Source organism: Streptomyces sp. NPDC104226 (assembly GCF_055584085.1).
In genome coordinates, this window is the sequence record NZ_JBVJMS010000015.1 from 95,358 (window position 1) to 120,529 (window position 25,172).

The 25,172-nt window shown below is 71.8% G+C and carries 19 protein-coding genes; 17 read left to right on the top strand and 2 right to left on the bottom strand.

Features of this window, described 5'->3' with window-relative positions:
- Positions 1–77: 77 nt before the first annotated feature.
- Entirely contained in the window at positions 78–659 is a 582-nt protein-coding gene (locus ACZ60J_RS36005) for a vitamin K epoxide reductase family protein (RefSeq protein WP_469688394.1), read from the bottom strand.
- 152 nt (positions 660–811) lie between these two features.
- On the opposite strand from ACZ60J_RS36005, the gene ACZ60J_RS36010 reads away from it, so the two are divergent.
- Positions 812–1,963 carry a sensor histidine kinase gene (locus ACZ60J_RS36010; RefSeq protein WP_469688395.1) on the top strand — a complete coding sequence of 384 codons (1,152 nt, stop codon included), beginning with the start codon at positions 812–814 and terminating at the stop codon, positions 1,961–1,963.
- 35 nt (positions 1,964–1,998) lie between these two features.
- Here ACZ60J_RS36010 and ACZ60J_RS36015 read toward each other — a convergent pair whose 3' ends face one another.
- On the bottom strand, positions 1,999–3,048 hold the full coding sequence (locus ACZ60J_RS36015; protein WP_469688396.1) for a rod shape-determining protein: 1,050 nt from the start codon (positions 3,046–3,048) through the stop codon (positions 1,999–2,001).
- 118 nt (positions 3,049–3,166) lie between these two features.
- On the opposite strand from ACZ60J_RS36015, the gene folC reads away from it, so the two are divergent.
- From folC to obgE, 16 genes are all read left to right on the top strand, one after another.
- Entirely contained in the window at positions 3,167–4,681 is a 1,515-nt protein-coding gene (gene folC, locus ACZ60J_RS36020) for a bifunctional tetrahydrofolate synthase/dihydrofolate synthase (RefSeq protein WP_469688397.1), read from the top strand.
- A gap of 3 nt (positions 4,682–4,684) precedes the next feature.
- A complete protein-coding gene (locus ACZ60J_RS36025; RefSeq protein ID WP_469688398.1) occupies positions 4,685–5,044 on the top strand; it encodes a DUF4233 domain-containing protein in 360 nt (119 codons plus the stop codon).
- 124 nt (positions 5,045–5,168) lie between these two features.
- Positions 5,169–5,579 (top strand): nucleoside-diphosphate kinase, encoded by a 411-nt coding sequence (gene ndk / locus ACZ60J_RS36030; protein ID WP_469688399.1) that lies wholly within the window; start codon positions 5,169–5,171, stop codon positions 5,577–5,579.
- Between the two features lie 296 nt (positions 5,580–5,875).
- Positions 5,876–6,895, top strand: coding sequence for a rod shape-determining protein (locus ACZ60J_RS36035; protein WP_069923827.1), 1,020 nt, complete (start codon positions 5,876–5,878; stop codon positions 6,893–6,895).
- A 163-nt stretch (positions 6,896–7,058) separates the two neighbouring features.
- Complete coding sequence (gene mreC / locus ACZ60J_RS36040; RefSeq protein ID WP_469688400.1) at positions 7,059–8,006, top strand: rod shape-determining protein MreC; 948 nt, start codon at positions 7,059–7,061, stop codon at positions 8,004–8,006.
- Positions 8,007–8,018: 12 nt separating this feature from the next.
- Positions 8,019–8,723, top strand: a complete 705-nt coding sequence (mreD, locus tag ACZ60J_RS36045) for a rod shape-determining protein MreD (protein WP_403712970.1) — start codon at positions 8,019–8,021, stop codon at positions 8,721–8,723.
- Between the two features lie 13 nt (positions 8,724–8,736).
- The gene (mrdA, locus tag ACZ60J_RS36050) at positions 8,737–10,917 is read left to right on the top strand and encodes a penicillin-binding protein 2 (RefSeq protein WP_469688401.1); all 2,181 of its coding nucleotides are present in this window, start codon (positions 8,737–8,739) and stop codon (positions 10,915–10,917) included.
- Between the two features lie 15 nt (positions 10,918–10,932).
- On the top strand, positions 10,933–12,135 hold the full coding sequence (gene rodA / locus ACZ60J_RS36055) for a rod shape-determining protein RodA (RefSeq protein WP_469688402.1): 1,203 nt from the start codon (positions 10,933–10,935) through the stop codon (positions 12,133–12,135).
- Positions 12,136–12,343: 208 nt separating this feature from the next.
- Complete coding sequence (locus tag ACZ60J_RS36060; RefSeq protein WP_469688403.1) at positions 12,344–13,861, top strand: CYTH and CHAD domain-containing protein; 1,518 nt, start codon at positions 12,344–12,346, stop codon at positions 13,859–13,861.
- 73 nt (positions 13,862–13,934) lie between these two features.
- Positions 13,935–15,860, top strand: coding sequence for a TIGR03960 family B12-binding radical SAM protein (locus tag ACZ60J_RS36065; RefSeq protein ID WP_450912349.1), 1,926 nt, complete (start codon positions 13,935–13,937; stop codon positions 15,858–15,860).
- Between the two features lie 118 nt (positions 15,861–15,978).
- The gene (locus ACZ60J_RS36070; protein WP_469688404.1) at positions 15,979–17,145 is read left to right on the top strand and encodes a hypothetical protein; all 1,167 of its coding nucleotides are present in this window, start codon (positions 15,979–15,981) and stop codon (positions 17,143–17,145) included.
- Between the two features lie 46 nt (positions 17,146–17,191).
- Positions 17,192–17,983 (top strand): TIGR03936 family radical SAM-associated protein, encoded by a 792-nt coding sequence (locus ACZ60J_RS36075; protein WP_469688405.1) that lies wholly within the window; start codon positions 17,192–17,194, stop codon positions 17,981–17,983.
- Positions 17,984–18,229: 246 nt separating this feature from the next.
- A complete protein-coding gene (locus tag ACZ60J_RS36080) occupies positions 18,230–22,399 on the top strand; it encodes an Rne/Rng family ribonuclease (protein ID WP_469688406.1) in 4,170 nt (1,389 codons plus the stop codon).
- Positions 22,400–22,842: 443 nt separating this feature from the next.
- On the top strand, positions 22,843–23,163 hold the full coding sequence (gene rplU / locus ACZ60J_RS36085; RefSeq protein ID WP_254383036.1) for a 50S ribosomal protein L21: 321 nt from the start codon (positions 22,843–22,845) through the stop codon (positions 23,161–23,163).
- A gap of 13 nt (positions 23,164–23,176) precedes the next feature.
- Positions 23,177–23,431: a 50S ribosomal protein L27 gene (rpmA, locus tag ACZ60J_RS36090; RefSeq protein ID WP_030013081.1), complete on the top strand. Its 255-nt coding sequence runs from the start codon at positions 23,177–23,179 to the stop codon at positions 23,429–23,431.
- 180 nt (positions 23,432–23,611) lie between these two features.
- On the top strand, positions 23,612–25,054 hold the full coding sequence (gene obgE, locus ACZ60J_RS36095; RefSeq protein ID WP_469688407.1) for a GTPase ObgE: 1,443 nt from the start codon (positions 23,612–23,614) through the stop codon (positions 25,052–25,054).
- Positions 25,055–25,172 lie beyond the last annotated feature (118 nt).

Sequence of the window (25,172 nt, forward strand, 5' to 3'; positions counted from 1 at the left end):
GACGCAAGCGAAGGCCCCCACGCCGTCGGTCGACGTGGGGGCCTTCGGGCTATTCCTTCCCCGCGAGGGGCCCGGCATCACAGCAGCTGTGCGCCGAACCTCGTCAGGATGAGCGCGGCGACCACTCCGTACGCGGCCACCGGCACCAGCCAGTGGGGGAGCGCCCGCAGCCGGGAGCCGGCCGGGGCCAGGTGCAGGGTGACGTACCAGAACAGCGGGATCATCACCGCCCAGACGACCATGCACCACGGGCACAGCGCCCCGATCACGTACAGGCACTGGCTGATCAGCCACACCGTGAAGGCGAACCCGGCGGCGATCCCGGCCCACAGGCAGCGCCACAGCCACCGGGGGAGCAGCGCCCCGGCGACCAGGGCCGTGCCCAGTCCGGCGAGGGCCGCGAAGCCGGCGATGCCGAGCAGCATGTTGGGGAAGCCCAGCAGGTTGCCCTGCCAGGTGGTCATCACGTCGCCGCAGCTCAGCACCGCGTTGATGTTGCAGCCCGGGGTGAAGAGCGGGTTCTCCAGGGTGCGGATGCGGTCGTAGGTGAGGACGCCGGAGGCCAGGGTGCCGACGAGGCCGCCGATCAGCAGGAGCAGGGCGGTGCCCCGCGGGGCGGCCGTTCCCTGGTGGGGGGTCGTTCCGCGTTGGGTGGTCATTCTCCCGACGCTACGAGCGCGGTGGCGGCCCCGGGTAGAGAGCAAGGCCTCCGGGCGGAGGGACCTCCGGCCTGTCCGAAGTGCCCTAAATCACGCGTTCTCGGGTCCGGGCGGCCCGGCTCCGGGGGTGCCGAACACGGATGATGGAGGGCATGCACGACACGCCCGCCCCCTCGGCGCCCCACCGGCTCCTGGCCCTCGGCCGCCGGCTCGCGCAGGGCTGGGCCGGGTCGCCGCGCGCGATGGACGTGCTCGCGGCTCTCAGCTGCCTGGGCCTGATGGCGCTCGACCTGCCGGGCCTCGCGGCCGCCGACAACTCCCTGAACGGGCCCGCCGCGGCGATCGTCCTGACCCTCGGCTGCTCCACGCTGCTGGTGCGGCGCCGGATGCCCTGGGTCTCGTACCTCGCCGCGCTGCTCTTCATCGGCTGGCTGCACGAGCTGACCCTGATCCAGTTCGCGCTGTACTCGGTGGGCCGCTTCCGCGGGCGCCGGGCCGGTGTCCTCGCCACCTCGGGCTACGTCGCCTTCACACTGGCCCTGTTCTGCTGCGTGCCGGGCTGGCCGCTGGCCCGGGCCGAGACCTTCAGCTCCTTCCTCAGCCTCGTCGTGCCCATCGGGGTCCTCGCCTCGGCCGTGGGCATCGCCGCCTACCGCCACGACCTCGTGCGCGAGCTCGACACCCGGCGCGCGGAGTCCGCCGTCCTGCAGGCCGTCCAGCAGGAGCGGACCTCCGTCGCCCGCGACGTCCACGACTTCGTCGGGCGGGAGCTGACCCTGCTGACGGTCCGCTCCGAGGTGCTGTCGATGCGCTCGCGCGAGACGGCGTACGCGAAGGACTTTGAGGAGCTCGCCGACACCGCCCGCCGGGCCCACCTGGTGCTCAACGAGATCATCGTGCAGCGCGGGGAGCGGGCGGCCACCCCGGGCGTGGACGGGCTGGCGGCCCTCGCGGAGGAGAGCGGGCGCGCGGGTTCCCCCGTACGGCTGGCCCTGGATCCGGCCGTGCACGGGCTGTCGCCGCTGCGCCAGGCGGCGGTCTACCGCGTGGTGCAGGAATGCCTGACCAACGCCGCCAAGCACGCGAGCGGCGAAACCGTCGAGGTGTCCATCGCGGCGGACGGCCCGCAGCTTCGGATCGCCGTCCGCAACGGGCTGGCGCAGCTCAACCCGGCCCGGGCCCCCGTCTCGGCGGGCTCGGGCACGGCGAGCATGTGCGAGCGCGTGCGCAGCCTGGGCGGAACCCTGACGGCGACGCGCACGCAGGACGCGTACGAGGTCCTCGCGACCCTCCCCAAGGGCTGAAGCCCGCCCGGGAGCCGGGACGCCGGACCCCGGGCCTATGCCTTCGCCGGTGCCAGCAGGCTGCTGAGCGCGTCCATGTCCTCCACGCAGCGCCCCGAGCCCAGGGCCACGCAGTCCAGCGGTTCGTCCGCGACGAAGACGGGGATCCCCGTCGAGGAGGCCATCCGCAGGTCCAGGCCGGGGAGCAGCGCGCCGCCGCCGGTCAGGACGATGCCGTGCTCCATGACGTCCCCGGACAGTTCGGGCGGGCACTCCTCCAGGGTGGTGCGGACCGCCGCGATGATCGCCTCGACCGGCTCGTCGAGCGCGGCCCGTACGTCGCGCGCGTCGAGCTGCAGCGTCTTGGGCATGCCGCCCACCTTCTCGCGGCCCCGCACCGTGAAGGTGGCGGTCTCCAGCTCCGGCCGGTCCGGCACCGGCCACGCCGAGCCGATGGCGATCTTGACGTCCTCGGCGGTCCGGTCGCCGATGAGCAGGGCGTGCTCCTTGCGGACCCAGTCGGTGATCGCGGCGTCCAGCCGGTCGCCGCCGACCCGCAGCGACTGGGAGGTGACGATGCCGCCCAGCGAGATGACCGCGACCTCGGAGGTGCCGCCGCCGATGTCGACGACCATCGAGCCGCGCGGTTCGGAGACCGGGAGCCCGGCGCCGATCGCCGCGGCCATGGGTTCCTCGATCAGGTGCACGGTTCTGGCGCCGGCCCGGGTGGAGGCGTGGATGATGGCCCGCCGTTCCACCGGGGTGACCCCGGACGGTACGCAGATCACCATGCGGGTGCGGACCCGGCGGCCGGGGACGGCCTTGCGGACGAAGTGCCGGATCATCTCCTCGGCGGCCTCGTAGTCGCAGATCACGCCGTCCTTGAGGGGGCGGATCGCGGTGATGGAGCCCGGCGTGCGGCCGATGGTCTCCTTGGCCTCGGTACCCACGGCCAGTGCGGTGGTGGTGCCCGCCTTGACGGCCACCACGGACGGCTCATTGAGGACGATGCCGTGTCCCCGTGCGTAGACGAGGGTGTTGGCGGTTCCCAGGTCTATCCCTATGTCGCGGCTGGAAGCTGTCTTGTTGGTGCTGGCCTGCGGCATTTGTTCCCCAATCTCCTGCCCGCAAGGCTTGCATAACGATCCGGTCGCCCTGCCGGCCGAAGGTCCCGATACGACCGGGCCGAAAGTCCTCCCGGCCCTCGTCCGTAGACTGGGTCCCGTGAGTGAGCAGCAGCCCGAGAGCCACGATGACAGCTTCGACGCGTTCGACCAGATCGTGGCGGAAGAGTCCGACCGCGACCCCGACCTGGCGGTGATCGAGGCGGGCAGCCGCACCCTGCGGACGCAGGCCGGTCCGCCCCAGGGCGACCCGGTGCCCGAAGAGCCCACCGACCCCGAGGTGGCCCAGGCGCTGCGGGAGGTGGAGCAGGAGCTGGCCGGCCGCTGGGGCGAGACCAAGCTGGAGCCGTCCGTCACGCGGATCGCCGCGCTGATGGACGTCCTGGGCGAGCCGCAGCGCGCGTACCCCTCCATCCACGTCACCGGCACCAACGGCAAGACGAGCACCGCGCGCATGATCGAGTCGCTGCTGAACGCCTTCGAGCTGCGCACCGGCCGCTACACCAGCCCGCACGTGCAGTCGGTCACCGAGCGGATCAGCCTGGACGGGGCGCCGATCAGCGCCGAGCGGTTCGTCGAGGCGTACCACGACATCAAGCCGTACGTGGACATGGTGGACGCTGCCGAGGAGTTCCGGCTGTCCTTCTTCGAGGTCGTCACCGGGATGGCCTACGCGGCCTTCGCGGACGCTCCCGTGGACGCGGCCGTGGTCGAGGTGGGCATGGGCGGCACCTGGGACGCCACCAACGTGATCGACGGCGCGGTCGCCGTGGTCACCCCGATCAGCCTGGACCACACGGACCGGCTCGGCTCCACCACCGGCGAGATCGCGCAGGAGAAGGGCGGCGTCATCAAGAAGGGCGCCACCGTGATCCTGGCGCAGCAGCCGGTGGACGCGGCGCAGGTGCTGCTGAAGAAGGCCGTGGAGGTCGACGCGACCGTGGCCCGCGAGGGCATGGAGTTCGGCGTCGTCGCCCGCGAGGTCGCCGTGGGCGGGCAGCAGCTGACGCTGCGCGGGCTGGGCGGCGAGTACGACGGCATCTTCCTGCCGCTGTACGGCGCCCACATGGCGCACAACGCGGCGGTGGCGCTGGCGGCGGTCGAGGCCTTCTTCGGGATCGGCGCCGACCACGCGCGGGCGCTGGACGTGGAGACCGTACGGACGGCCTTCGCCTCGGTGACCTCGCCCGGCCGCATGGAGGTCGTGCGGCGCAGTCCGACGGTGGTCCTGGACGCGGCGCACAACCCGGCCGGGGCGCGGGTCACGGCGGAGGCGGTGACCGAGGCCTTCGGCTTCAGCCGGCTGATCGGGGTCGTGGGCGCGAGCGAGGGCAAGGACGCGCGCGGGATGCTCGAGGCCTTCGAGCCGATCTTCGCCGAGGTCGTCATCACGGAGAACAGCAGCCACCGGGCGAGCTCCGCCGACGAACTGGCGGCCGTCGCGGTCGAGGTCTTCGGCGCCGACCGGGTGCAGGTGGAGCCGCGGCTGGACGACGCCCTGGAGGCGGCGATCACGCTGGCGGAGGAAGAGGCGGAGTACGGAGGGGCCGGGGTCCTGGTGACCGGTTCCGTCATCACGGTGGGCGAGGCCCGCCTGCTGCTGAAGAGGGGCTGAGGGATGCGCACGCTGTGTGCTTCGACGCTGATCGCGGAGTTCTTCGTGATCGGCTTCGCCGGGCTGGTCGCGATGAAGGGCGACCTGAGCCAGGTCACGGTCTGGACGGTCTGCGGGATCGCGATGCTGGTGTCGGTCCTGCTGTGCGGGATGCTCTCGCGCCCCGGGGCCGTCCAGATCGGCTGGGCCCTGCAGATCGGGCTCGTGCTGAGCGGGTTCGTCGTCCCGATGATGTTCATCCTGGGCGTGGTGTTCGCGGGTCTGTGGTGGTGCTCGATCCGCTACGGCCGCCGCATCGACGTGATCAAGGCCCGCTGGGCCGCCCAGGCGGAGGCCCAGACCGCCGCCCCGACCGAGGCGTAGCCCGCCGGGGAGCCGGAGCGGGGCCCGGGAGGGCTCCGTACGGCGGGGAAGGCCCCGTACGGCGGGTGCCCGGTCCCCTGTAGCCTCGTCGGACCGCACCCGTATGCCGCAAGGAGTTACCCATATGACCCAGCGCACGCTCGTCCTCCTCAAGCCCGACGCCGTCCGTCGCGGCCTGATCGGCGAGATCGTCGGCCGCATCGAGCGGAAGGCCGGCTGGACCATTCCCGCGCTGGAGCTGCGCACGCTGGACCAGGAGACCCTGGAAGCGCACTACGGCGAGCACAAGGGCAAGGTCTTCTACGAGCCCCTCATGGGCTTCATGGCGAGCGGCCCGGTCGTGGCCCTGGTCGTCGAAGGGGAGCGCGTGATCGAGGGTGTCCGCCAGTTGGCCGGACCCACTGACCCGATTGCCGCCGCGCCCGGCTCCATCCGGGGTGACTTCGGTACCGTCACCCGGGAGAACCTGATCCACGCCTCGGACTCCGAGGAGTCCGCGGAGCGGGAGCTGAAGCTGTTCTTCCCGGGACTGTGATCACTCTTTTCTGACGCAACATCAGCCGAATAGCGCTCATGACCTGGGGCGACCGAAGTAATTTCGGTCGCCCTCCGGTATTACCGGGCACTTTCGGGAACGCATCGACAGGACGCGACGTCACCACTATGGGGGCGGGTAATCGTTCCGGCGGGCTTGCCGGAGTCCCGTCGCGCGGTGGCCGTACTTACGGCACTACGATGGGGCCTCCACCCACACACCCACCTCGCCGACCTGACAGCAGCCGCTATCAACTGGAAGGCCAGACGCTCCTCATGGGGAACAAGGGGAACAACATGTCGTTCATCGGCCGTGACATGGCGATCGACCTCGGGACCGCCAACACGCTGGTGTACGTGAGGGGCCGGGGAATCGTCCTGAACGAGCCGTCCGTGGTCGCCATCAACACGAACACCGGTGGCATCCTGGCGGTCGGCTCCGAAGCCAAGAAGATGATCGGGCGCACGCCCGGCAACATCGTCGCCGTGCGGCCCCTCAAGGACGGCGTCATCGCCGACTTCGAGATCACCGAGCGGATGCTCCGGTACTTCATCCTCAAGATCCACAAGCGCCGTTACCTGGCCCGCCCGCGCGTCGTGGTCTGCGTGCCCTCCGGCATCACGGGAGTGGAGCGCCGCGCCGTCATCGAGGCGTCCACGCAGGCCGGTGCCCGCCAGGTGCACATCATCGAAGAGCCGATGGCCGCCGCCATCGGAGCGGGCCTGCCCGTCCACGAGGCCACCGGCAACATGGTCGTGGACATCGGTGGCGGCACCACCGAGGTGGCCGTCATCTCCCTCGGCGGAATCGTCACGGCACAGTCCATCCGGGTGGCCGGCGACGAGCTCGACAACGCGATCATCCAGCACATCAAGAAGGAGTACTCGCTCCTCCTCGGTGAGCGCACCGCCGAGCAGATCAAGATCACCATCGGGTCGGCCTACGACCTCGACAAGGACGAGCACACCGAGATCCGCGGCCGCGACCTGGTCTCGGGCCTGCCCAAGACCGTGGTGATCTCGGCCGCCGAGGTGCGCAAGGCGATCGAGGAGCCGGTCAACGCCATCGTCGATGCCGTCAAGACCACCCTCGACAAGTGCCCGCCGGAGCTCTCCGGCGACATCATGGACCGCGGCATCGTCCTGACCGGAGGCGGCGCCCTGCTCCGCGGCCTCGACGAGCGGCTGCGCCGCGAGACGGGCATGCCGATCCACATCGCCGAGGACCCGCTCGACTCCGTCGCGCTCGGATCCGGCAAGTGCGTAGAGGAGTTCGAGGCGCTCCAGCAGGTCCTGGACGCCCAGCCCCGGCGCTGATCCGGCCCGCCGCGTACGGCGGAACACACATGATCCGCCGTACGGGTGCTACCGGGCCCGTACGGCGGATCGTTGATATACAGGCAAGGTCCGGTGCGAGCCCCGGCTCCACCGGAGCGGCTTCGCCGCACTGAGTTCTAAGAGGAAGGCACGGCCGCCGCACGTGAGGGACACACGAGAAAGCCGGCTGCTCCTGGTGCTTCTGATCGCCATCGCGTTCGCTTTGATCACGGTGGACATCAGGACGGGTGAGGAGTCTCCGGTCGACGGTGCCCGACAGGCCGCCGCAGCGGTCTTCGGGCCGGTCGAGAAGGGCGTGGCGAAGGGCGTCGACCCCGTCGCCAACGCCATAGGGGCGGTACGGGACTCCGGCGAGCGGCACAACCGCATCGCGACGCTGGAGCGCGAGAACGCGGCGCTCAAGGCCAAGCTGGGCAGCGACGACCAGACCCGCAGCCGGATCCGCGAGCTCGACGAGATGCTCAAGCGGGCGGGCGCGGGCCAGTACGGCATCAAGGGCGCCGAGGTCATCGCCATAGGAGCGGCCCAGGGCTTCTCCTGGACCGTCACCATCGACGCGGGCAGCAAGGACGGCATCGAGCGCGACATGACCGTCCTCAACGGGGACGGACTCGTCGGCCGCGTCGCCACCGTCGGCCCCGACACCGCCACCGTGGTCCTCGCCAACGACCCCGACTTCACCGTCGGAACCCGTCTGGAGAAGACCGGCGAACTCGGCTTCGCCACCGGTCAGGGCGACCGGGAGCTCTCCGTGCAGATGCTCAACGGCAAGGCCAAGATCAACACCGGCGACCGGCTCGTCACCTTCGGCTCGCGCGGCAACAAGCCCTTCGTGCCCGGCGTCCCGATCGGCGAGGTGATCAAGGTCGACCCCTCGCGCGGCGACCTCACCCGCACCATCTGGGTCCGCCCCTTCGTCGGCTTCTCCCGCCTGGACATCGTCGGCGTCGTGGTCATGCCCCCGCGCGAAGACCCGCGCGACGCGGTCCTGCCGCCCAAGCCCGAGGCACCCAAGCCCACCCCGACGGTCACCGTCACGGTCACCCCGTCACCCGCCGCGTCCGCGTCCGGCAAGCCGGCCGAGGACTAGGAGCCGATCACCATGCGCTTCAACCGGATCCTGCTCTCGGGCACGCTCGTCGTGGTCGCCCTCGTCGTCCAGGTCTCCATCCTGGGCCGTCTCCAACTCCCCGGAGCCGTCCCCGACCTGGTCCTCCTCACGGTCGTCGCCCTCGCACTCGTGTACGGGTGCGTCAGCGGCGCCCTCATCGGCTTCGCCGCCGGCCTCCTCACCGACCTGGCCCCGCCCGCCGACCACGCCGCCGGCCGCTACGCGCTCGTGCTGTGCGTCATCGGCTACGTCGCCGGCCTGGTCCGCCCCGACACCGGGCGGTTCCGCTCCGCCTGGGGCCCGATGCTCACCGTCGTCGGCGCCGCCTTCGTCTCCACCCTGCTCTACGCGGGCGTGGGCGCCCTGGTCGGCGACACCGCCGCCCGGCACGTGGGCCTGACCGGACTGCTGTTCACCGCGGTCCTCTACGACCTGCTGCTCGCCCCCTTCACCGTGCCGTTCATCATGGCCCTGGCCCGCCGCGCGGAGAACGACCCGATGGCCGTCGAGGCCAACGGCGGCCCGCCCGCGGGCAAGGACGTCGCCTCCGGCTGGCTGGCCGGCGGCACCGGCCTGCGGATCGGCAGCCAGCGCGGCGGCCTGCGCATGAAGACCGCCCGCAGCCGTGCCAACCGGGCCGGCCGGATAAAGGGCGTCAAGGGAATCAAGGGTGTGAAGAGCGTCAAGAAGCTGTGAGGGAGGAGTCCACGTGACCAACATTCCGGAGACCGGCCGTACCTCCCGGGTGCAGATCCGGCTCGTGATCATCCAGGTCCTCGTCTGCTCGATGTTCCTCACCCTCGGCGGCCGGCTCTGGTACCTCCAGATCCGCAACGGCGCCGAGTACTACCACGAGGCGAAGAGCAACCACGTCCAGCGGGTCGTCCAGCCGGCCGTGCGCGGCACGATCCTCGACGCCCGGGGCGTCGCCCTCGCCGACAACGAGACCCGGCTGGTCGTCTCCACCAGCCGCACGGCGCTGATGAAGATGAAGGACCGCGGCAAGGGCGTCATGACCCGGCTCGCCGGAGTCCTGGACATGACCCCCAAGGAGGTCATGGAGAAGGTCCGCCTCTGCGACTCCCAGACCCCCGCGCCCTGCTGGAACGGCTCCCCCTACCAGCCGATCCCGATCACCCTCAACGCCACCACGCAGCAGGCGCTGCAGCTGCGCGAACGCCCCGAGGAGTTCCCCGGCATCACCGCCGAACCCGTCGCGATCCGCCGCTACCCGGCGCCCGGCGGGGCCCGCACCTCGCAGGTCCTCGGCTACCTCTCGCCGGTCACCGACGACGAGATCCACAAGGCCAAGGACACCGACTCGCCGCACCTGCGCTCCGACCAGGTCGGCCGCTCCGGGATCGAGCGCACGTACGACAAGTACCTGCGCGGCAAGGCGCTGGTCACCTCCTACGAGGTCGACAACCTCGGCCGGGTCATGCACCAGACCGAATCCGATGCCGGCATCCCCGGATCCACCCTCGTCACCAGCATCGACGCCCGGGTCCAGGCCGTCGCCGAGTACGAGCTCCAGGACGCGATGAAGGTGGTCCGCAACGAGACCGACAACATCACCGGCCGCAAGTACGAAGCCGACTCCGGCGCCGTCGTCGTGATGGAGGCCAAGACCGGCCGGGTCGTCGCGATGGCCTCCCAGCCCGACTACGACCCCAACAAGTGGGTCGGCGGCATCGCCGCCAAGGACTACGCCTCCCTCACCAGCGAGAAGTCCAACTACCCGCTCCTCAACCGGGCCATCCAGGGCCAGGCCCCCGCGGGCTCCATCTTCAAGGTGGTGTCGGCGAGCGCGGCCGTCCGGGCCGGATACGCCTTCGACGACAAGTACAACTGCAGCGCCTCGTACAGCATGGGCAACCGGAGCTTCGCGAACTTCGAGTCCAAGGGGCACGGCCCCATCACCCTCGGCGAGGCCCTCAAGTTCTCCTGCAACACCGTCTTCTACGCCCTCGGGCACAAGGAGTGGCAGCGCGACGGCGGCCTCAAGCCCAAGAAGGACGCCCACGACTGGTTCTACCGCACCGCCCGCGAGTTCGGCCTCGGCTCCGAGACCGGGATCGACCTGCCCAACGAGGTCTCCGGCCGCATCCCCGACCGCCACTGGAAGCAGTCCTTCTGGGCAGCCAACAAGAACTCCTGGTGCAAGCAGGGCAAGAAGGGCGGCACCTACGTCGAGCAGATCGCCTTCGAGAGCTGCCTCGAAGGCAACCAGCTCAAGGCGTACGACAGCATCAACTTCGCCATCGGCCAGGGCGACGTCCTCGTCACCCCCATCCAGATGGCCACCGCCTACGCCGCCATCAGCAACGGCGGCACCCTCTTCGACCCCACCGTCGGCAAGGCCGTGATCAGCGCCGACGGCAAGAACGTCCAGTGGATCAAGCCCAAGGCGCACGGCAGGCTCCCCATCGACGCCAAGACCATCAAGGACCTCGACAAGGGCCTGCGCATGGTCGTCGAGCCCGGCGGCACCGCCGCCTGGCGCTTCGGCGGCTGGCCGATGGACAAGATCCCGATGCACGCCAAGACGGGAACCGCCCAGGTCTACGGCAAGCAGACCACCTCGTGGCTGGCGACCTACACCAAGGACTTCGTCATCGTCATGACCATCTCCCAGGGCGGCACCGGCTCCGGAGCCGCAGGACCCGCCGTCCGCAACCTGTACAACGCCATCTACGGTCTCGACATGGCGGGCAACCAGGACGTGAAGAAGGCGCTCCTGCTGGGCCCGGAGAAGAACCTGCCCAAGATCCGCCCCGACGGCGGCATCGATTCCCCCGAGATCAAGCCGTACGTACCGCCGTCCCCGGAAGAACTGGCGCCGCCCGCGCTCGCCGGCCCGCCCGCCCAGCGCCCCGCGCAGCACGACTGAGTACCGAGGACCGACATGCAGACCGCCAACAAATTCTCCGTGGCCCGGTACGCGCCGGAGCAGCGGGGGGCGATGGCCAAACTCACCGCCCGCGACTCCGTGGTGCGCCGGCTCGACTGGCCGATACTCCTCTCCGCGCTCGCCCTGTCCCTCATCGGCGCCCTGCTGGTGTGGTCGGCGACCCGCAACCGGACCACGCTGAACAACGGGGACCCGTACTACTTCCTCTTCCGGCACGCCATGAACACCGGCATCGGCCTCGTGCTGATGATCGGCACCATCTGGCTCGGCCACCGCACCCTGCGCGGCGCCGTGCCGATCCTCTACGGGCTCTCCGTGGTCCTGATCCTCGCCGTGCTCACCCCGCTCGGCGCCACCATCAACGGCGCCCACGCCTGGATCGTGGTCGGCGGCGGCTTCTCGCTCCAGCCCTCCGAGTTCGTGAAGATCACGATCATCCTGGTGATGGCGATGCTGCTGGCCACCCGGGTGGACGCGGGCGACCTCGCCCACCCCGACCACCGCACGGTGGTCAAGGCGCTCTGCCTGGCCGCCTTCCCGATGGGCATCATCATGCTGATGCCCGACCTCGGCTCCGTCATGGTCATGGTCGTCATCGTGCTCGGCGTCCTGCTGGCCTCCGGCGCCTCCAACCGCTGGGTACTGGGCCTGCTCGGCTCGGGCGTCGGCGGGGCCGTCCTGATCTGGCAGCTCGGCGTCCTCGACGAGTACCAGATCAACCGCTTCGCGGCCTTCGCCAATCCCGAGCTCGACCCGGCCGGCGTCGGCTACAACACCAACCAGGCCCGCATCGCCATCGGCTCCGGCGGCCTGACCGGCTCCGGACTCTTCAAGGGCTCGCAGACCACCGGGCAGTTCGTGCCGGAGCAGCAGACCGACTTCGTCTTCACGGTGGCGGGGGAGGAGCTGGGCTTCGTCGGAGCCGGGCTGATCCTGGTGCTGCTCGGGGTCATCCTGTGGCGCGCCTGCGTGATCGCCCGCGAGACGACCGAGCTCTACGGCACGATCGTGTGCGCCGGGATCATCGCCTGGTTCGCCTTCCAGTCCTTCGAGAACATCGGCATGACCCTCGGGATCATGCCCGTGGCCGGCCTCCCGCTGCCCTTCGTGTCCTACGGGGGATCATCGATGTTCGCCGTGTGGGTGGCCATCGGGCTGCTCCAGTCGATCAGGGTGCAGCGGCCGATGTCGGCGTGACGCGGCGCGGGCCGGCGTGACCGGGCGCGGGCCGGCGTGAGGGGGCGCGGGCCGGCCGTCGGCGTGACCGGCCGGCTGCCGGCCCGATCCGCCGGGAGTCGGCCCGATCCGTCGGCCGGCGGCCGGATCCCTCGGTTCCGGAACCCCTTTTCCGCCGCACCGCCCGTTTCCCTTCCCGCCGTCTTCCGTACAGGACTACGTTCGATGCATGGCGGACACGAAGCGCGAGATCGAGCGTAAATTCGAGTTCAGGAACACGAAGGCCGGTCGGCGCGGGGTGCCGGACCTGACGGGCACGGCCGCCATCGCGGCCGTCACCGACCAGGGCACCGTCGACCTCGACGCCGTCTACTACGACACCCCCGACCAGCGGCTCGCCGCCGACGGGCTCACCCTGCGCCGCCGCACCGGCGGCAAGGACGCCGGCTGGCACCTCAAACTGCCCGTCGCCCCCGGCGTCCGCGACGAGATCACCACCCCCCTCGGCGACACCGTCCCCGAAGCGCTGACCGCCCTGCTGCGCTCCCGCGTCCGCGACACCCCGCTGGAACCACAGGTCAGGCTCCTGTCCTCGCGCAAGGTCAGCCACCTCCTCGACGCCGACGGGGCGCTCCTCGCGGAGCTGTCCACGGACGCGGTGCGGGCCGAGCGGGGCGACACCACCGCCACCTGGACCGAGGTGGAGGTGGAACTCGCCGACGGGGTCGGCCCGGAGCTGCTCGAAGCCGTGGAGAAGGCCTTCCACAAGGCGGGCCTGCGGGTGTCCGACGCCCCCTCGAAGCTCGCCCGGGCCCTCGCCGAGACCTCCGCCGAACCCCCGGCCCCCGTCCTGGCCGGCGGCCCCGAGGGCACGGCGGGCGCGCACGTGCTCGCGTACCTCCGCGAACAGCGCGACACCCTGATCGCCCAGGACCCCGCCGTACGCCGCGACCTGCCCGACTCGGTCCACCAGATGCGGGTCGCCACCCGGCGCCTGCGCAGCGCCTTCAAGACCTACCGCCGGATCCTGGACCCCGCCCGAACCGGCCCGATCGGCGAGGAACTGCGCTGGCTGGCCGCCGAACTCGGCGTCGACCGCGACCAGGAGGTGTTGCTGGAGCGGATCCGGACCAGGCTCGACGAACTCCCGCGCACCCTGCTCCTCGGACCGGTCCGAGGCCGCCTCAAGATCTGGAACACCGCCCGCCGCACCGGTTCGCGCCGGGCCGCACTGGCCGCGCTCGACAGCGGGCGCTACGTGGCCCTGCTCGACGCCCTCGACGCCCTGCTCGCCGACCCGCCGCTGCGCAAGGCCGCCGCCCGGCCCGCCGAGACGGCCCTGCCCCGGGCGGTGCTCGACGACTACGAACGGCTCGCGGGCCGGGTCGAAGCCGCCCTGGCCATGGACGCGGGCCACGACCGCGACCTGGCCCTGCACGAAGCCCGCAAGGCCGCGAAGCGGGCCCGGTACGCGGCCGAGGCTGCGACCCCGGCCCTCGGCAAGCCCGCACGCCGCCTGGCCAAGGCGGTGAAGGGAGTCCAGACCCTGCTCGGCGACCACCAGGACAGCGTCGTCGCCCGGGACGCCCTGCGCGGCCTCGCCGTCCAGGCGGCGGGCGCGGGGGAGACCTCCTTCACCTGGGGGCTGCTCTACGGCCAGGAGGAGGCCCTGGCCGAGCGCCGCGAGCGGGAGCTGCCCCGGGTGTGGGCCGCGACCGCGGGAGCGGCGGCCGCGCTGCGCGGTTGATCGTGCGGGCAGGGGCGCTCCGGGGCCCGGGGTACGCTTGAGAGTCGCCCCCTGCCCGCTTCACGAAAGTCGCGTGATGACCGAGTCGGTCTTCCCTCAGCTTGAGGCCCTGCTTCCGCACGTCCAGAAGCCGATCCAGTACGTCGGCGGTGAGCTCAACTCCACGGTCAAGCCGTGGGAGAGCGCCGACGTCCGCTGGGCGCTGATGTACCCGGACGCGTACGAGGTCGGACTCCCCAACCAGGGCGTCATGATCCTGTACGAGGTGCTCAACGAGCGCGAGGGCGTGCTCGCGGAGCGCACCTACAGCGTGTGGCCGGACCTCGAAGAACTGATGCGCGAGCACAAGGTGCCGCAGTTCACCGTGGACAGCCACCGCCCCGTCTCGGCCTTCGACGTCTTCGGGCTCTCCTTCTCCACCGAGCTCGGCTACACGAACATGCTGACGGCGCTGGACCTCGCGGGCATCCCGCTGGAGGCGAAGAACCGTACGGTCGACCACCCCATCGTGCTCGCGGGCGGCCACGCGGCCTTCAACCCCGAGCCGATCGCGGAGTTCATCGACTGCGCGGTCATCGGCGACGGCGAGCAGGCCGTCCTCGACATGACCGAGATCATCCGCGCGTGGAAGGCCGAAGGCCGTCCGGGCGGGCGCGAGGAAGTCCTGCTGCGCCTGGCCAAGACCGGCGGGGTCTACGTCCCCGGCTTCTACGACGTCGAGTACCTGCCGGACGGCCGCATCGGCCGCGTCGTCCCGAACCGCTCCGGCGTGCCGTGGCGCGTGTCCAAGCACACCGTCATGGACCTCGACGAGTGGCCGTACCCCAAGCAGCCCCTGGTCCCGCTCGCCGAGACCGTCCACGAGCGGATGTCCGTGGAGATCTTCCGCGGCTGCACCCGCGGCTGCCGTTTCTGCCAGGCCGGCATGATCACGCGCCCCGTGCGGGAGCGAAGCATCACCGGCATCGGCGAGATGGTGGAGCGCGGGCTGAAGGCCACGGGCTTCGAGGAGGTCGGCCTCCTGTCCCTCTCCTCGGCGGACCACACCGAGATCGCGGACATCGCCAAGGGCCTGGCCGACCGCTACACGGACGACAAGGTGGGCCTGTCCCTGCCGTCGACCCGCGTGGACGCCTTCAACGTGGACCTGGCCAACGAGCTGACCCGCAACGGCCGCCGCTCCGGTCTGACCTTCGCCCCCGAGGGCGGCTCCGAGCGCATGCGCAAGGTCATCAACAAGATGGTCTCGGAAGAGGACCTGATCCGTACGGTCGCGACGGCCTACGGCAACGGCTGGCGCCAGGTCAAGCTGTACTTCATGGTCGGCCTGCCGACCGAGACCGACGAGGACGTCCTCCAGATCGGCGACATGGCGGTCAACGTCATCGCCAAGGGCCGCGAGGTCTCCGGCCAGAACGACATCCGCTGCACCGTCTCCATCGGCGGCTTCGTCCCCAAGCCGCACACCCCCTTCCAGTGGGCCCCGCAGCTGTCGGCCGAGGAGACGGACGCCCGCCTCGGCAAGCTCCGCGACAAGCTCCGCGGCGACAAGAAGTACGGCCGCTCCATCGGCTTCCGCTACCACGACGGCAAGCCCGGCATCGTCGAGGGCCTGCTGTCCCGCGGCGACCGCCGCATCGGCGACGTCATCCGCGCCGTGTACGAGTCGGGCGGCCGCTTCGACGGCTGGCGCGAGCACTTCTCGTACGACCGCTGGATGCAGGCGGCGGAGAAGACCCTCCCCGCCTACGGCGTCGACGTGGCCTGGTACACCACCCGCGAGCGCACCTACGAGGAGGTCCTCCCCTGGGACCACCTCGACTCCGGCCTGGACAAGGACTGGCTCTGGGAGGACTGGCAGGACGCCCTCGACGAGACCGAGGTCGAAGACTGCCGCTGGACCCCGTGCTTCGACTGCGGCGTCTGCCCGCAGATGGACACGAGCATCCAGATCGGCCCGACGGGCAAGAAGCTCCTGCCCCTGTCGGTCGTGAAGTAGCCCCCGCGCCCCGCCCGCATACCGAAGGCCCGTCCCGATCACGGGGCGGGCCTTCGGCGTGTCCGGATCCGTGGGGTTTCCCCGCAACGGCAGGGGGGTTTACCGAGTCCTTGTGTGTATGGAACAGGAAGAGGCGCGCGCACCCGGGGGAGAGGGCTGCCTGGTCGGGGTCGTGCGGATCCCCGTGAAGGTCGTGGCGGTGCTGGTCGTGCTGCCGCTGCGGGTGGTGTGGGATCTGCTCGTCGCCTTCGTGCGGAGGGTGAACCGGAGCGTGCTCGGGCCGCTCGGGCAAGGGGCGCGGCGCGTGTACGAGCTCGTCCTGCTGCCCTTGCTGCGGGGGGCCGGGTGGCTGATCGGGGGCCTCGCGAAGCTGGTCTTCTACTGGCCCTGGGCGGGGCTCTGGCGGTACGTCGTGCTTCCGGTCGGGCAGGCCGCGTACGGGCATGTGCTGAGGCCCGTCGGTGTGGGGCTCTGGCGGTATCTGCTGGTGCCGGTCTGGGAGTACGGGGTGGTCCCCGCCGGACGGGGGATCGCCTGGCTGGTCGTGGGGGCGGTTCGGTATCTGCTCGTGCTGCCGGGTGGGGCCCTGTACCGGTACGTCCTCGCCCCCGTCGGGCACGGACTGCGCTGGGTGGGCCGGGGGTTTGCGGCCGGTGTGGTGTGGCTGGCCAAGGCACTGTTCGTCTGGCCGTGGGTCGCGCTGTGGCGGTACGTCGTACGGCCCGTGGGTGTGGGGCTCTGGCGGTATCTGCTCGCTCCGGCCGGGCGCGCGGTGTGGGCCTACCTGCTCGTGCCGCTCGGGCTGCTGCTCGTCTCCGCCTGGCATCTCGCGGGGCGGGTGAGCCGGGCGCTGGGGCGCGGGCTGGTGTGGCTGTGGCGGTGGGCCGTCGTGCGGCCCGCCGGATGGCTGCGCCGGCACGTGCTCACCCCCGTCGGGAACGCGCTGCGCGCGGGGTGGGCCGCAGGCCGCCGCGGTGTCCGCGCGGTGCACCGGCAGGCGATCGCTCCCGTCGGCCGCGCCGTCGGCGAGGTGTGGCGGACCGTCCGCCTCTCGGCGCGCGAGGCGCGGGCCGACGTACGGCGGGCGCTGTTCGGGGGGCCGCCCCGGGAACCGGCGAGGTCACAGGCGCGTACTCTGGGTAGTAACAGAGCCGCAGGCCATGCGCCCGCCCCCGAGATCTCCCTGCAGAAACAGCCAGGGGTGAGCCGGAGGGCAGGCGTGGCCGGCAGGCCCCACAGACCTCAGGGCGACGCGCGAGCCGCGGAGCCCCGCACAAGGAGATGAACCACTGGGCAAGCGACAGCCCGAAGGCCCGCCTCCCGCACCGGTGGTGCAGCGCATCCGTCTGCGCTACACCAAGCGCGGCCGCCTCCGGTTCACCAGCCACCGGGACTTCCAGCGTGCCTTCGAGCGGGCCCTGCGCCGCTCCGAGGTGCCGATGGCGTACTCGGCGGGCTTCACCCCGCACCCCCGCGTCTCGTACGCGAACGCAGCCCCGACCGGTACCGGCAGCGAGGCCGAGTACCTGGAGATCGCCCTCGCCGAGCCCCGCGACCCCGCGGTCCTGCGCGAGCTGCTCGACGAGTCGATGCCCGTCGGCCTCGACATCGTCGACGCCGTGGAGGCGCACACCTCCGGTCTCGCCGACCGGCTGACGGCCTCCGTGTGGGAGCTGCGCCTGGACGGCGTGGAGCCCGGGGACGTCCGGAAGGCGGTCGACGCCTTCCTCGCGGCCGAGGCCGTGGAGGTCCAGCGCCGCACCAAGAACGGCATGCGGACCTTCGACACGCGGGGCGCCGTGGTCAGTCTGGAAGTGGTTCCCGTTTCGGGGACCGCGGAGGCTGATAGGCCCGTGGACAATGCTTGTGCGATACTGCGGCTGGTTGTTCGGCATCTGACACCTGCCGTGCGACCCGACGACGTCCTGTCCGGTCTCCGAGCTGTGGCCGACCTAACGCCGCCGGTCCCCGCTGCGGTGACCAGGCTGGCGCAGGGGCTCTTCGACGAGGAGTCCGGCACGGTGACCGACCCGCTCGCGCCCGACCGCGAGGCTGTCACGACCGCCCCACCCACGGCGGCCGTAACCGCCGACGCGAAGGCGCCGGAAGGTCCCGCCGCGTAGGGATCGTCGTCGTCGCGCAGCCCTTGGACTCGGGAGCCACCTGGGTCGGGCCGCGCACGGACAGACCTGAAGACTTGAAGACTTCCGCCAGGCCGTACGGACTTTCACGTACGGAACCGGCGGCCCTTGAACTGAGCTCCCGTGTGGCGAACGCGCCCCGGAGGCCGGTTCCGCGCTCATTACGCGGAACCGTGCCGGACCGGAAGTCAGCCGCGGCGCCCGGGAGCGTGACGGGAGAAACCCCGCATGCTCAACAACGAAAACGACAGCAACAGCAACGCCGCCGACAGTGGCAGCCCGAGCGACAACCTGCCGCCGCGCAGGCGCCGGCGCGCCGCGTCCCGGCCGGCCGGCCCGCCCGGCGGCGCCGTAGCCGCCGCCGAGACCGCTCCCGCGCCCGTGGTGGCCGCAGCTCCCGCCGAGGAGGCCGCTCCGGCCGCTGCCCCGGCCCGTACCCGCCGCCGTGCGACCCGCGCCGTGGCCGCCCCCGAGGCGTCCGCCGCCGAGGTCGTGGTGGAGGCCCCCGCCGCAGCAGCTCCGGCCGCCCCGGCCGTCGAGGAGCCCGCTGCCCCCGCGCCGCGTGCCCGTCGCCGTGCGACCCGCGCCGTGGCCGCCCCGGAGGCTTCCGCCGCCGAGGCCCCCGCCGCAGCCGCTCCGGTCGCCGAGGCCGTCGAGGAGCCCGCTGCTCCGGCGCCGCGTGCCCGTCGCCGCGCCACCCGCGCCGTCACCGCCCCCGAGGCGGCCGTGGCCGAGGCCCCGGTCGCGGAGGCCCCCGTGGCAGTCGAGGCTCCCGCCGAGGAAGCCGCTCCGGCCGCCGCCCCCGCCCGTACCCGCCGCCGTGCCACCCGCGCCGTGACCGCCCCCGAGGCGGCCGTGGCCGAGGCCCCGGTCGTGGAGGCCCCCGTGGCCGCCCCGGTCGCCGAGGCCGTCGAGGAGCCCGCTGCTCCGGCCCCGCGTGCCCGTCGCCGTGCCACCCGCGCCGTGACCGCCCCCGAGGCGCCCGCCGCCGAAGCCGTGGCCGAGGCGCCGGTCGTCGAGGCCCCGGTCGCCCCCGCCAAGGCCACCGTCACCGTGGCCGACGCCGTGGACTCCCCGAAGCGCGGCGGCCGCCGCCGCGCCACCCGCTCCACCACCGCCCCGGCCGCCGCCACCGCGGCCCCCGCCGCGCAGCCCGTGGCTCCCGCCGCAGCGCAGCCGGCGGCTCCGGCCCCCGCCGCCGAAGCGCCGGCCCGTGGCCGCCGCGCCGGGCGCCCCGCCGTCGCCGTGTTCCAGGCCCCGGTGTTCGCCGAGCCGATGTTCCAGACCCCGGAGACCGCGGCCATGATGGCCGCGGCCGCCGCTGCCGCCGCCCCGGCCGAGGAGCTCGAGGAGGAGGAGCTCGACCTCGTCGAGACCGAGATCGAGGCCGAGGTCGAGGCCGCTCCGGCCCCCGCCCCGCAGCCGGCCGGCCGTCGCCGCCGCCGTGGCCGCGGAGCCGCCGCCGAGACCGCCGCGCCCGTGGCCCCGGCTCCGGCCGCCGCCGCGCCGTCCGGCCCGGTCACGCTGGCCGACGTAGAGCTGGCCGAGGAGGAGGCCGAGGCCGAGCTCGAAGGCTCCGCCGAGGAGGAATTCGACGAGTCGGGCGACCGCCCGTCGCGCCGTCGCCGCCGCGGTGGCCGTCGCCGCCGTCGCGGTGAGGCCGCCGACCTCGACGAGTCCGCCGAGGACGAGGCCGAGTCCGGCGAAGAGGCGGAGTCCGCCGAAGAGACGGACGCCGAAGAGGCCGAGGACGACGAGGACAACGGGGCCCTCGGCTCCAGCTCCAGCCGTCGCCGCCGGCGTCGTCGCCGTCGCAGCGGCGACGGTGGCACGGACGCCGACGCGGCCGAGGACGACGGTGTGCGCACGGTCGTCAAGGTCCGCGAGCCGCGCCCGGCGCGCGAGCGCGCGGAGGCCCTCACCGGCTCCACCTCCTCCGACGAGGTCCAGTCCATCAAGGGCTCGACCCGCCTGGAGGCCAAGAAGCAGCGCCGTCGCGAGGGCCGCGAGCAGGGCCGCCGCCGCGTCCCGATCATCACCGAGGCCGAGTTCCTGGCCCGCCGCGAGGCCGTCGAGCGCGTCATGGTCGTCCGCCAGTCCGGCGAGCGCACCCAGATCGGCGTCCTCGAGGACAACGTGCTCGTCGAGCACTACGTCAACAAGGAAGAAGCCACCTCGTACGTCGGCAACGTCTACCTGGGCAAGGTCCAGAACGTGCTGCCGTCCATGGAGGCCGCCTTCATCGACATCGGCAAGGGCCGCAACGCGGTCCTGTACGCCGGTGAGGTCAACTTCGAGGCGCTCGGCATGGCCAACGGGCCGCGCCGCATCGAGTCCGCCCTCAAGTCCGGCCAGTCGGTCCTGGTGCAGGTCACCAAGGACCCGATCGGCCACAAGGGCGCCCGCCTGACCTCGCAGGTCTCGCTGCCCGGCCGCTACCTGGTCTACGTGCCCGAGGGCTCGATGACCGGCATCAGCCGCAAGCTGCCCGACACCGAGCGCGCGCGCCTGAAGACCATCCTCAAGAAGATCGTCCCCGAGGACGCGGGCGTCATCGTGCGCACCGCCGCCGAGGGTGCGAGCGAGGACGAGCTGCGCCGCGACGTCGAGCGTCTGCAGGCCCAGTGGGAGGACATCCAGAAGAAGTCGAAGCAGATCACGACCTCTTCGCCGAGCCTCCTGTACGGCGAGCCGGACATGACCGTCCGCGTCGTGCGCGACATCTTCAACGAGGACTTCACCAAGGTCATCGTCAGCGGTGACAGCGCCTGGGAGACCATCCACGGCTACGTGAACCACGTGGCCCCGGACCTGGCCGACCGGCTGTCGCGCTGGACCTCCGAGGTGGACGTCTTCGCGACGTACCGGATCGACGAGCAGCTCGCCAAGGCGCTCGACCGCAAGGTGTGGCTGCCCTCGGGCGGTTCGCTTGTGATCGACAAGACCGAAGCGATGATCGTCATCGACGTCAACACCGGCAAGTTCACCGGTCAGGGCGGCAACCTCGAGGAGACCGTCACCAGGAACAACCTGGAGGCGGCCGAGGAGATCGTGCGCCAGCTGCGGCTGCGCGACCTCGGCGGCATCGTGGTCATCGACTTCATCGACATGGTCCTGGAGTCCAACCGCGACCTGGTCCTGCGGCGCATGCTGGAGTGCCTTGGCCGTGACCGCACCAAGCACCAGGTCGCCGAGGTGACCTCGCTGGGTCTGGTCCAGATGACCCGCAAGCGCGTGGGCCAGGGCCTGCTGGAGTCCTTCTCCGAGACCTGCGTCCACTGCAACGGCCGCGGTGTCATCGTGCACATGGAGACCCCGACCGCGGTCGGCGGCGGTGGCAACGGCAAGCGCTCCAAGCGCCGCGGTGGCCAGGGCGGACACGAGCACGACCACGAGATCGAGGCCGTGGACACCGCCGAGGGCGATGCCTACGAGGTCGAGACCGAGGCGGAGCTGGCCGCGGAGGTCGCCGCCCCCGTGGCGCTGCCCGAGCCCTCCTTCGTCGCCGACGAGGAGCTCTACAGCAGCCCGGCCGAGGCCGAGGCCGCTGCCGGAGTGAGCGGGCGCCGCAACCGCCGTCGCGCCACCCGCAAGGCGACCGCTCCGGCGGGCGCCCCGCGCGGTGCGGCGACGGACCGTGCGCCGGCGGCCGCGGCCCCCGTGGCTCCGGCGGCCCCCGTGGCCGAGCCCGAGCCGGTGGTCGAGGTCGAAGCGGAGGTCGTCGAGGTCGTCGAGGCTGCGGAGCCCGAGGCCGTCGTCGAGGCCGTCGAGATCGCCGAGCCGGTCGTCGCGGAGCCGGTCGCGGAGGAGGCCCCCAAGGGCCGCACCCGCCGCCGCGCCACCCGTAAGGCCACCGCTCCGGCGGGCGCCCCGGCCGAGGCGGTCCAGGCCCCGGAGCCGGTGGCCGAGGCCCCCGTGGCCGAGCCGGAGCCGGAGCCCGAGGTCGTCGTCGAGGCCGCGCCGGCCGTCGTCGAGACCCCGGCCGAGGCCGAGCCCGTGGCTGACGCCGCGCCGGCCCGTCCGCGTCGCCGTGCCACCCGTAAGGCCACCGCTCCGGCCGGTTCCCCGGCGGGCGCGGAGGCGGCCGTCCTGGTCGTCGAGGCGCCGGTGGAGGCCCCCGAGAAGGCGGCCGAGGCAGCCGAGGCCGTCGTCGAGGAGGACGCCCCGGCGGCTCCCGCCAAGAAGGCGGTCCGCAAGACGGCCGCCAAGAAGGCGACCACGACCGCGGCGAAGAAGGCCCCGGCCAAGAAGGCGGCGGCCGCGAAGAAGACCGCCGCCAAGAAGACGACGACGGCGAAGACGGCCGCGAAGAAGACGGCCACGAAGCGGGCGACGAAGAAGACCGCGGCGGCGGAGCAGCAGACGCTGCCTTCCGTCTCGGCTCCGACCGAAGCCTGATCCGCCGAGGTCCGCTCCGCGGACCGCGTTCCACCGGCCCCCGCCCGGCACCCCTTGGTGCCGGGCGGGGGCTTTTGGACTTCAGCGCTGCGCGGAGGCGTGTCCGCGGCCCTGCGGGGCGAGAGCCGCGCACGGCGTCCAGGGTGGCCAGGAAGGTCCCGTAGGGGGTCTCAGCGGCACGGTGCGGGCCGGTACGACCGGGCCGGCAGGCCCGTTTCCGGTGGCCGAGCCGGTCTCCAAGATCCAGGCCGGACCCCGGTTTGACCCATCAAACCGGGCCCCGTAACCTAGGTCGCTGGCGTGTCTATGCGCACGCCAATCCACTGAGCACCTCACCTCCCGTACCGCCGCTTCGCGCGGCTGGAGCGGGGGAGGCCGGCCTGCGGTTCCGCGGGGCCGGCTGGCTTCAGGGGTTTCCGATTTCGAGTGAGAGTGAGATCCGCGTGTACGCCATCGTGCGCAGCGGTGGTCGCCAGCACAAGGTTGCTGTCGGCGACATCGTTGAGGTTGACAAGATTTCCACTGGCAAGGTCGGCGACACGGTCGAGCTCTCGACCCTGCTCGTGGTCGACGGCGATGCCGTGACCAGCGACCCGTGGGTCCTGGCCGGCATCAAGGTCCAGGCCGAGATCGTGGACCACCACAAGGGTGCCAAGATCGACATCCTTCGGTACAAGAACAAGACCGGCTACCGCCGTCGCCAGGGTCACCGCCAGCAGTACACGGCGATCAAGGTCACCGGTATCCCCGCGGCTGCGAAGTAAGAGGGACTGAGACATGGCACACAAGAAGGGCGCATCGTCCACCCGGAACGGGCGCGATTCCAACGCTCAGCGGCTCGGCGTGAAGCGCTTCGGCGGTCAGGTCGTTTCCGCTGGTGAGATCCTCGTTCGCCAGCGCGGCACCCACTTCCACCCGGGTTCGGGTGTCGGTCGTGGTGGCGACGACACGCTGTTCGCGCTGCAGGCCGGTTCGGTCGAGTTCGGCACGCACCGTGGCCGCAAGGTCGTCAACATCGTTCCGGCCGCCTGATTCAGCTCCTGCTGATCTGAAGCGTTCGTAACACCCCGAGGGCGGATCTCAGCTCTTCCCGGCGTCAGCCGGGAAGAGAGGTCCGCCCTCGGCGCGTTGTCACACAGACACGTTTAATGGGTAGCAAGGCCTACCCCCCGGGCTTTCCGGGATATTCCCGCTGTATCTGGAGGAACAACCATGACCACCTTCGTGGACCGCGTCGAGCTGCACGTCGCCGCGGGTAACGGGGGCCACGGCTGCGCCTCCGTTCACCGGGAGAAGTTCAAGCCGCTCGGCGGCCCCGACGGCGGCAACGGCGGCCGTGGCGGCGACGTCATCCTGGTGGTGGAGCAGGCGGTCACCACCCTGCTGGACTACCACCACAGCCCGCACCGCAAGGCCACCAACGGCAAGCCCGGCGAGGGCGGCAACCGCTCCGGCAAGGACGGCCAGGACATGGTCCTGCCCGTGCCGGACGGCACCGTCGTCCTCGACAAGGAGGGCAACGTCCTCGCCGACCTCGTCGGCCAGGGCACCACCTACGTGGCGGCCGAAGGCGGCCGCGGCGGCCTCGGCAACGCCGCGCTCTCCTCCGCGCGCCGCAAGGCGCCCGGCTTCGCGCTCCTCGGTGTCCCCGGCACCGGCGGCGACGTCATCCTGGAGCTCAAGACCGTCGCCGACGTGGCGCTGGTCGGCTTCCCGAGCGCCGGCAAGTCCTCGCTGATCTCGGTGCTGTCCGCGGCCAAGCCGAAGATCGCCGACTACCCCTTCACCACCCTCGTCCCGAACCTGGGCGTCGTCACCGCGGGCTCGACGGTCTACACGATCGCCGACGTCCCCGGTCTCATCCCCGGCGCCAGCCAGGGCAAGGGCCTCGGCCTGGAGTTCCTGCGCCACGTCGAGCGCTGCTCGATCCTGGTGCACGTGCTGGACACCGCCACCCTGGAGTCCGACCGCGACCCGCTGGCCGACCTGGACGCCATCGAGGAGGAGCTGAAGCTCTACGGCGGTGGCCTGGAGAACCGCCCGCGCCTCGTGGTCCTCAACAAGGTCGACATCCCCGACGGCAAGGACCTCGCCGAGATGGTCCGCCCGGACCTGGAGGCCCGCGGCTACAAGGTCTTCGAGGTCTCCGCGGTCGACCGGACCGGCCTGAAGGAGCTGTCCTTCTTCCTCGCCGAGGTCATCGCGAAGTTCCGCGCCCGCAAGCCGAAGCAGGAGGCGACCCGCGTCGTCATCCGTCCGAAGGCCGTGGACGATTCCGGATTCACCATCGCCTACGACGAGGCCGAGGACGTGTACCGCGTGCGCGGCGAGAAGCCGGAGCGCTGGGTCCGCCAGACCGACTTCAACATCGACGAGGCCGTCGGCTACCTCGCCGACCGCCTCAACCGCCTCGGTGTCGAGGACGCGCTGCGCAAGGCCGGTGCCAAGGCGGGTGACGGCGTCGCCATCGGTTCCGACGACAACGCGGTCGTCTTCGACTGGGAGCCGACCATGATGGCCGGCGCCGAGATGCTGGGCCGCCGCGGTGAGGACCACCGTCTGGAGGCGCCGCGTCCGGCGACCACGCGCCGCAAGGAGAAGGAAGCCGAGCGCGATTCCGCACAGAAGGAGTACGACGAGTTCCGTCCCTTCTGACCGGGCCGTGACCGAGGACGACGGCCGGGTCCCCGGCCGTCGTCACAGGCTCGTCACAGGATTCCGGTTATCCGCCGTTCGGGTGGCCCGCCTTAAGGTGACGTTTACTCCAGTGGCC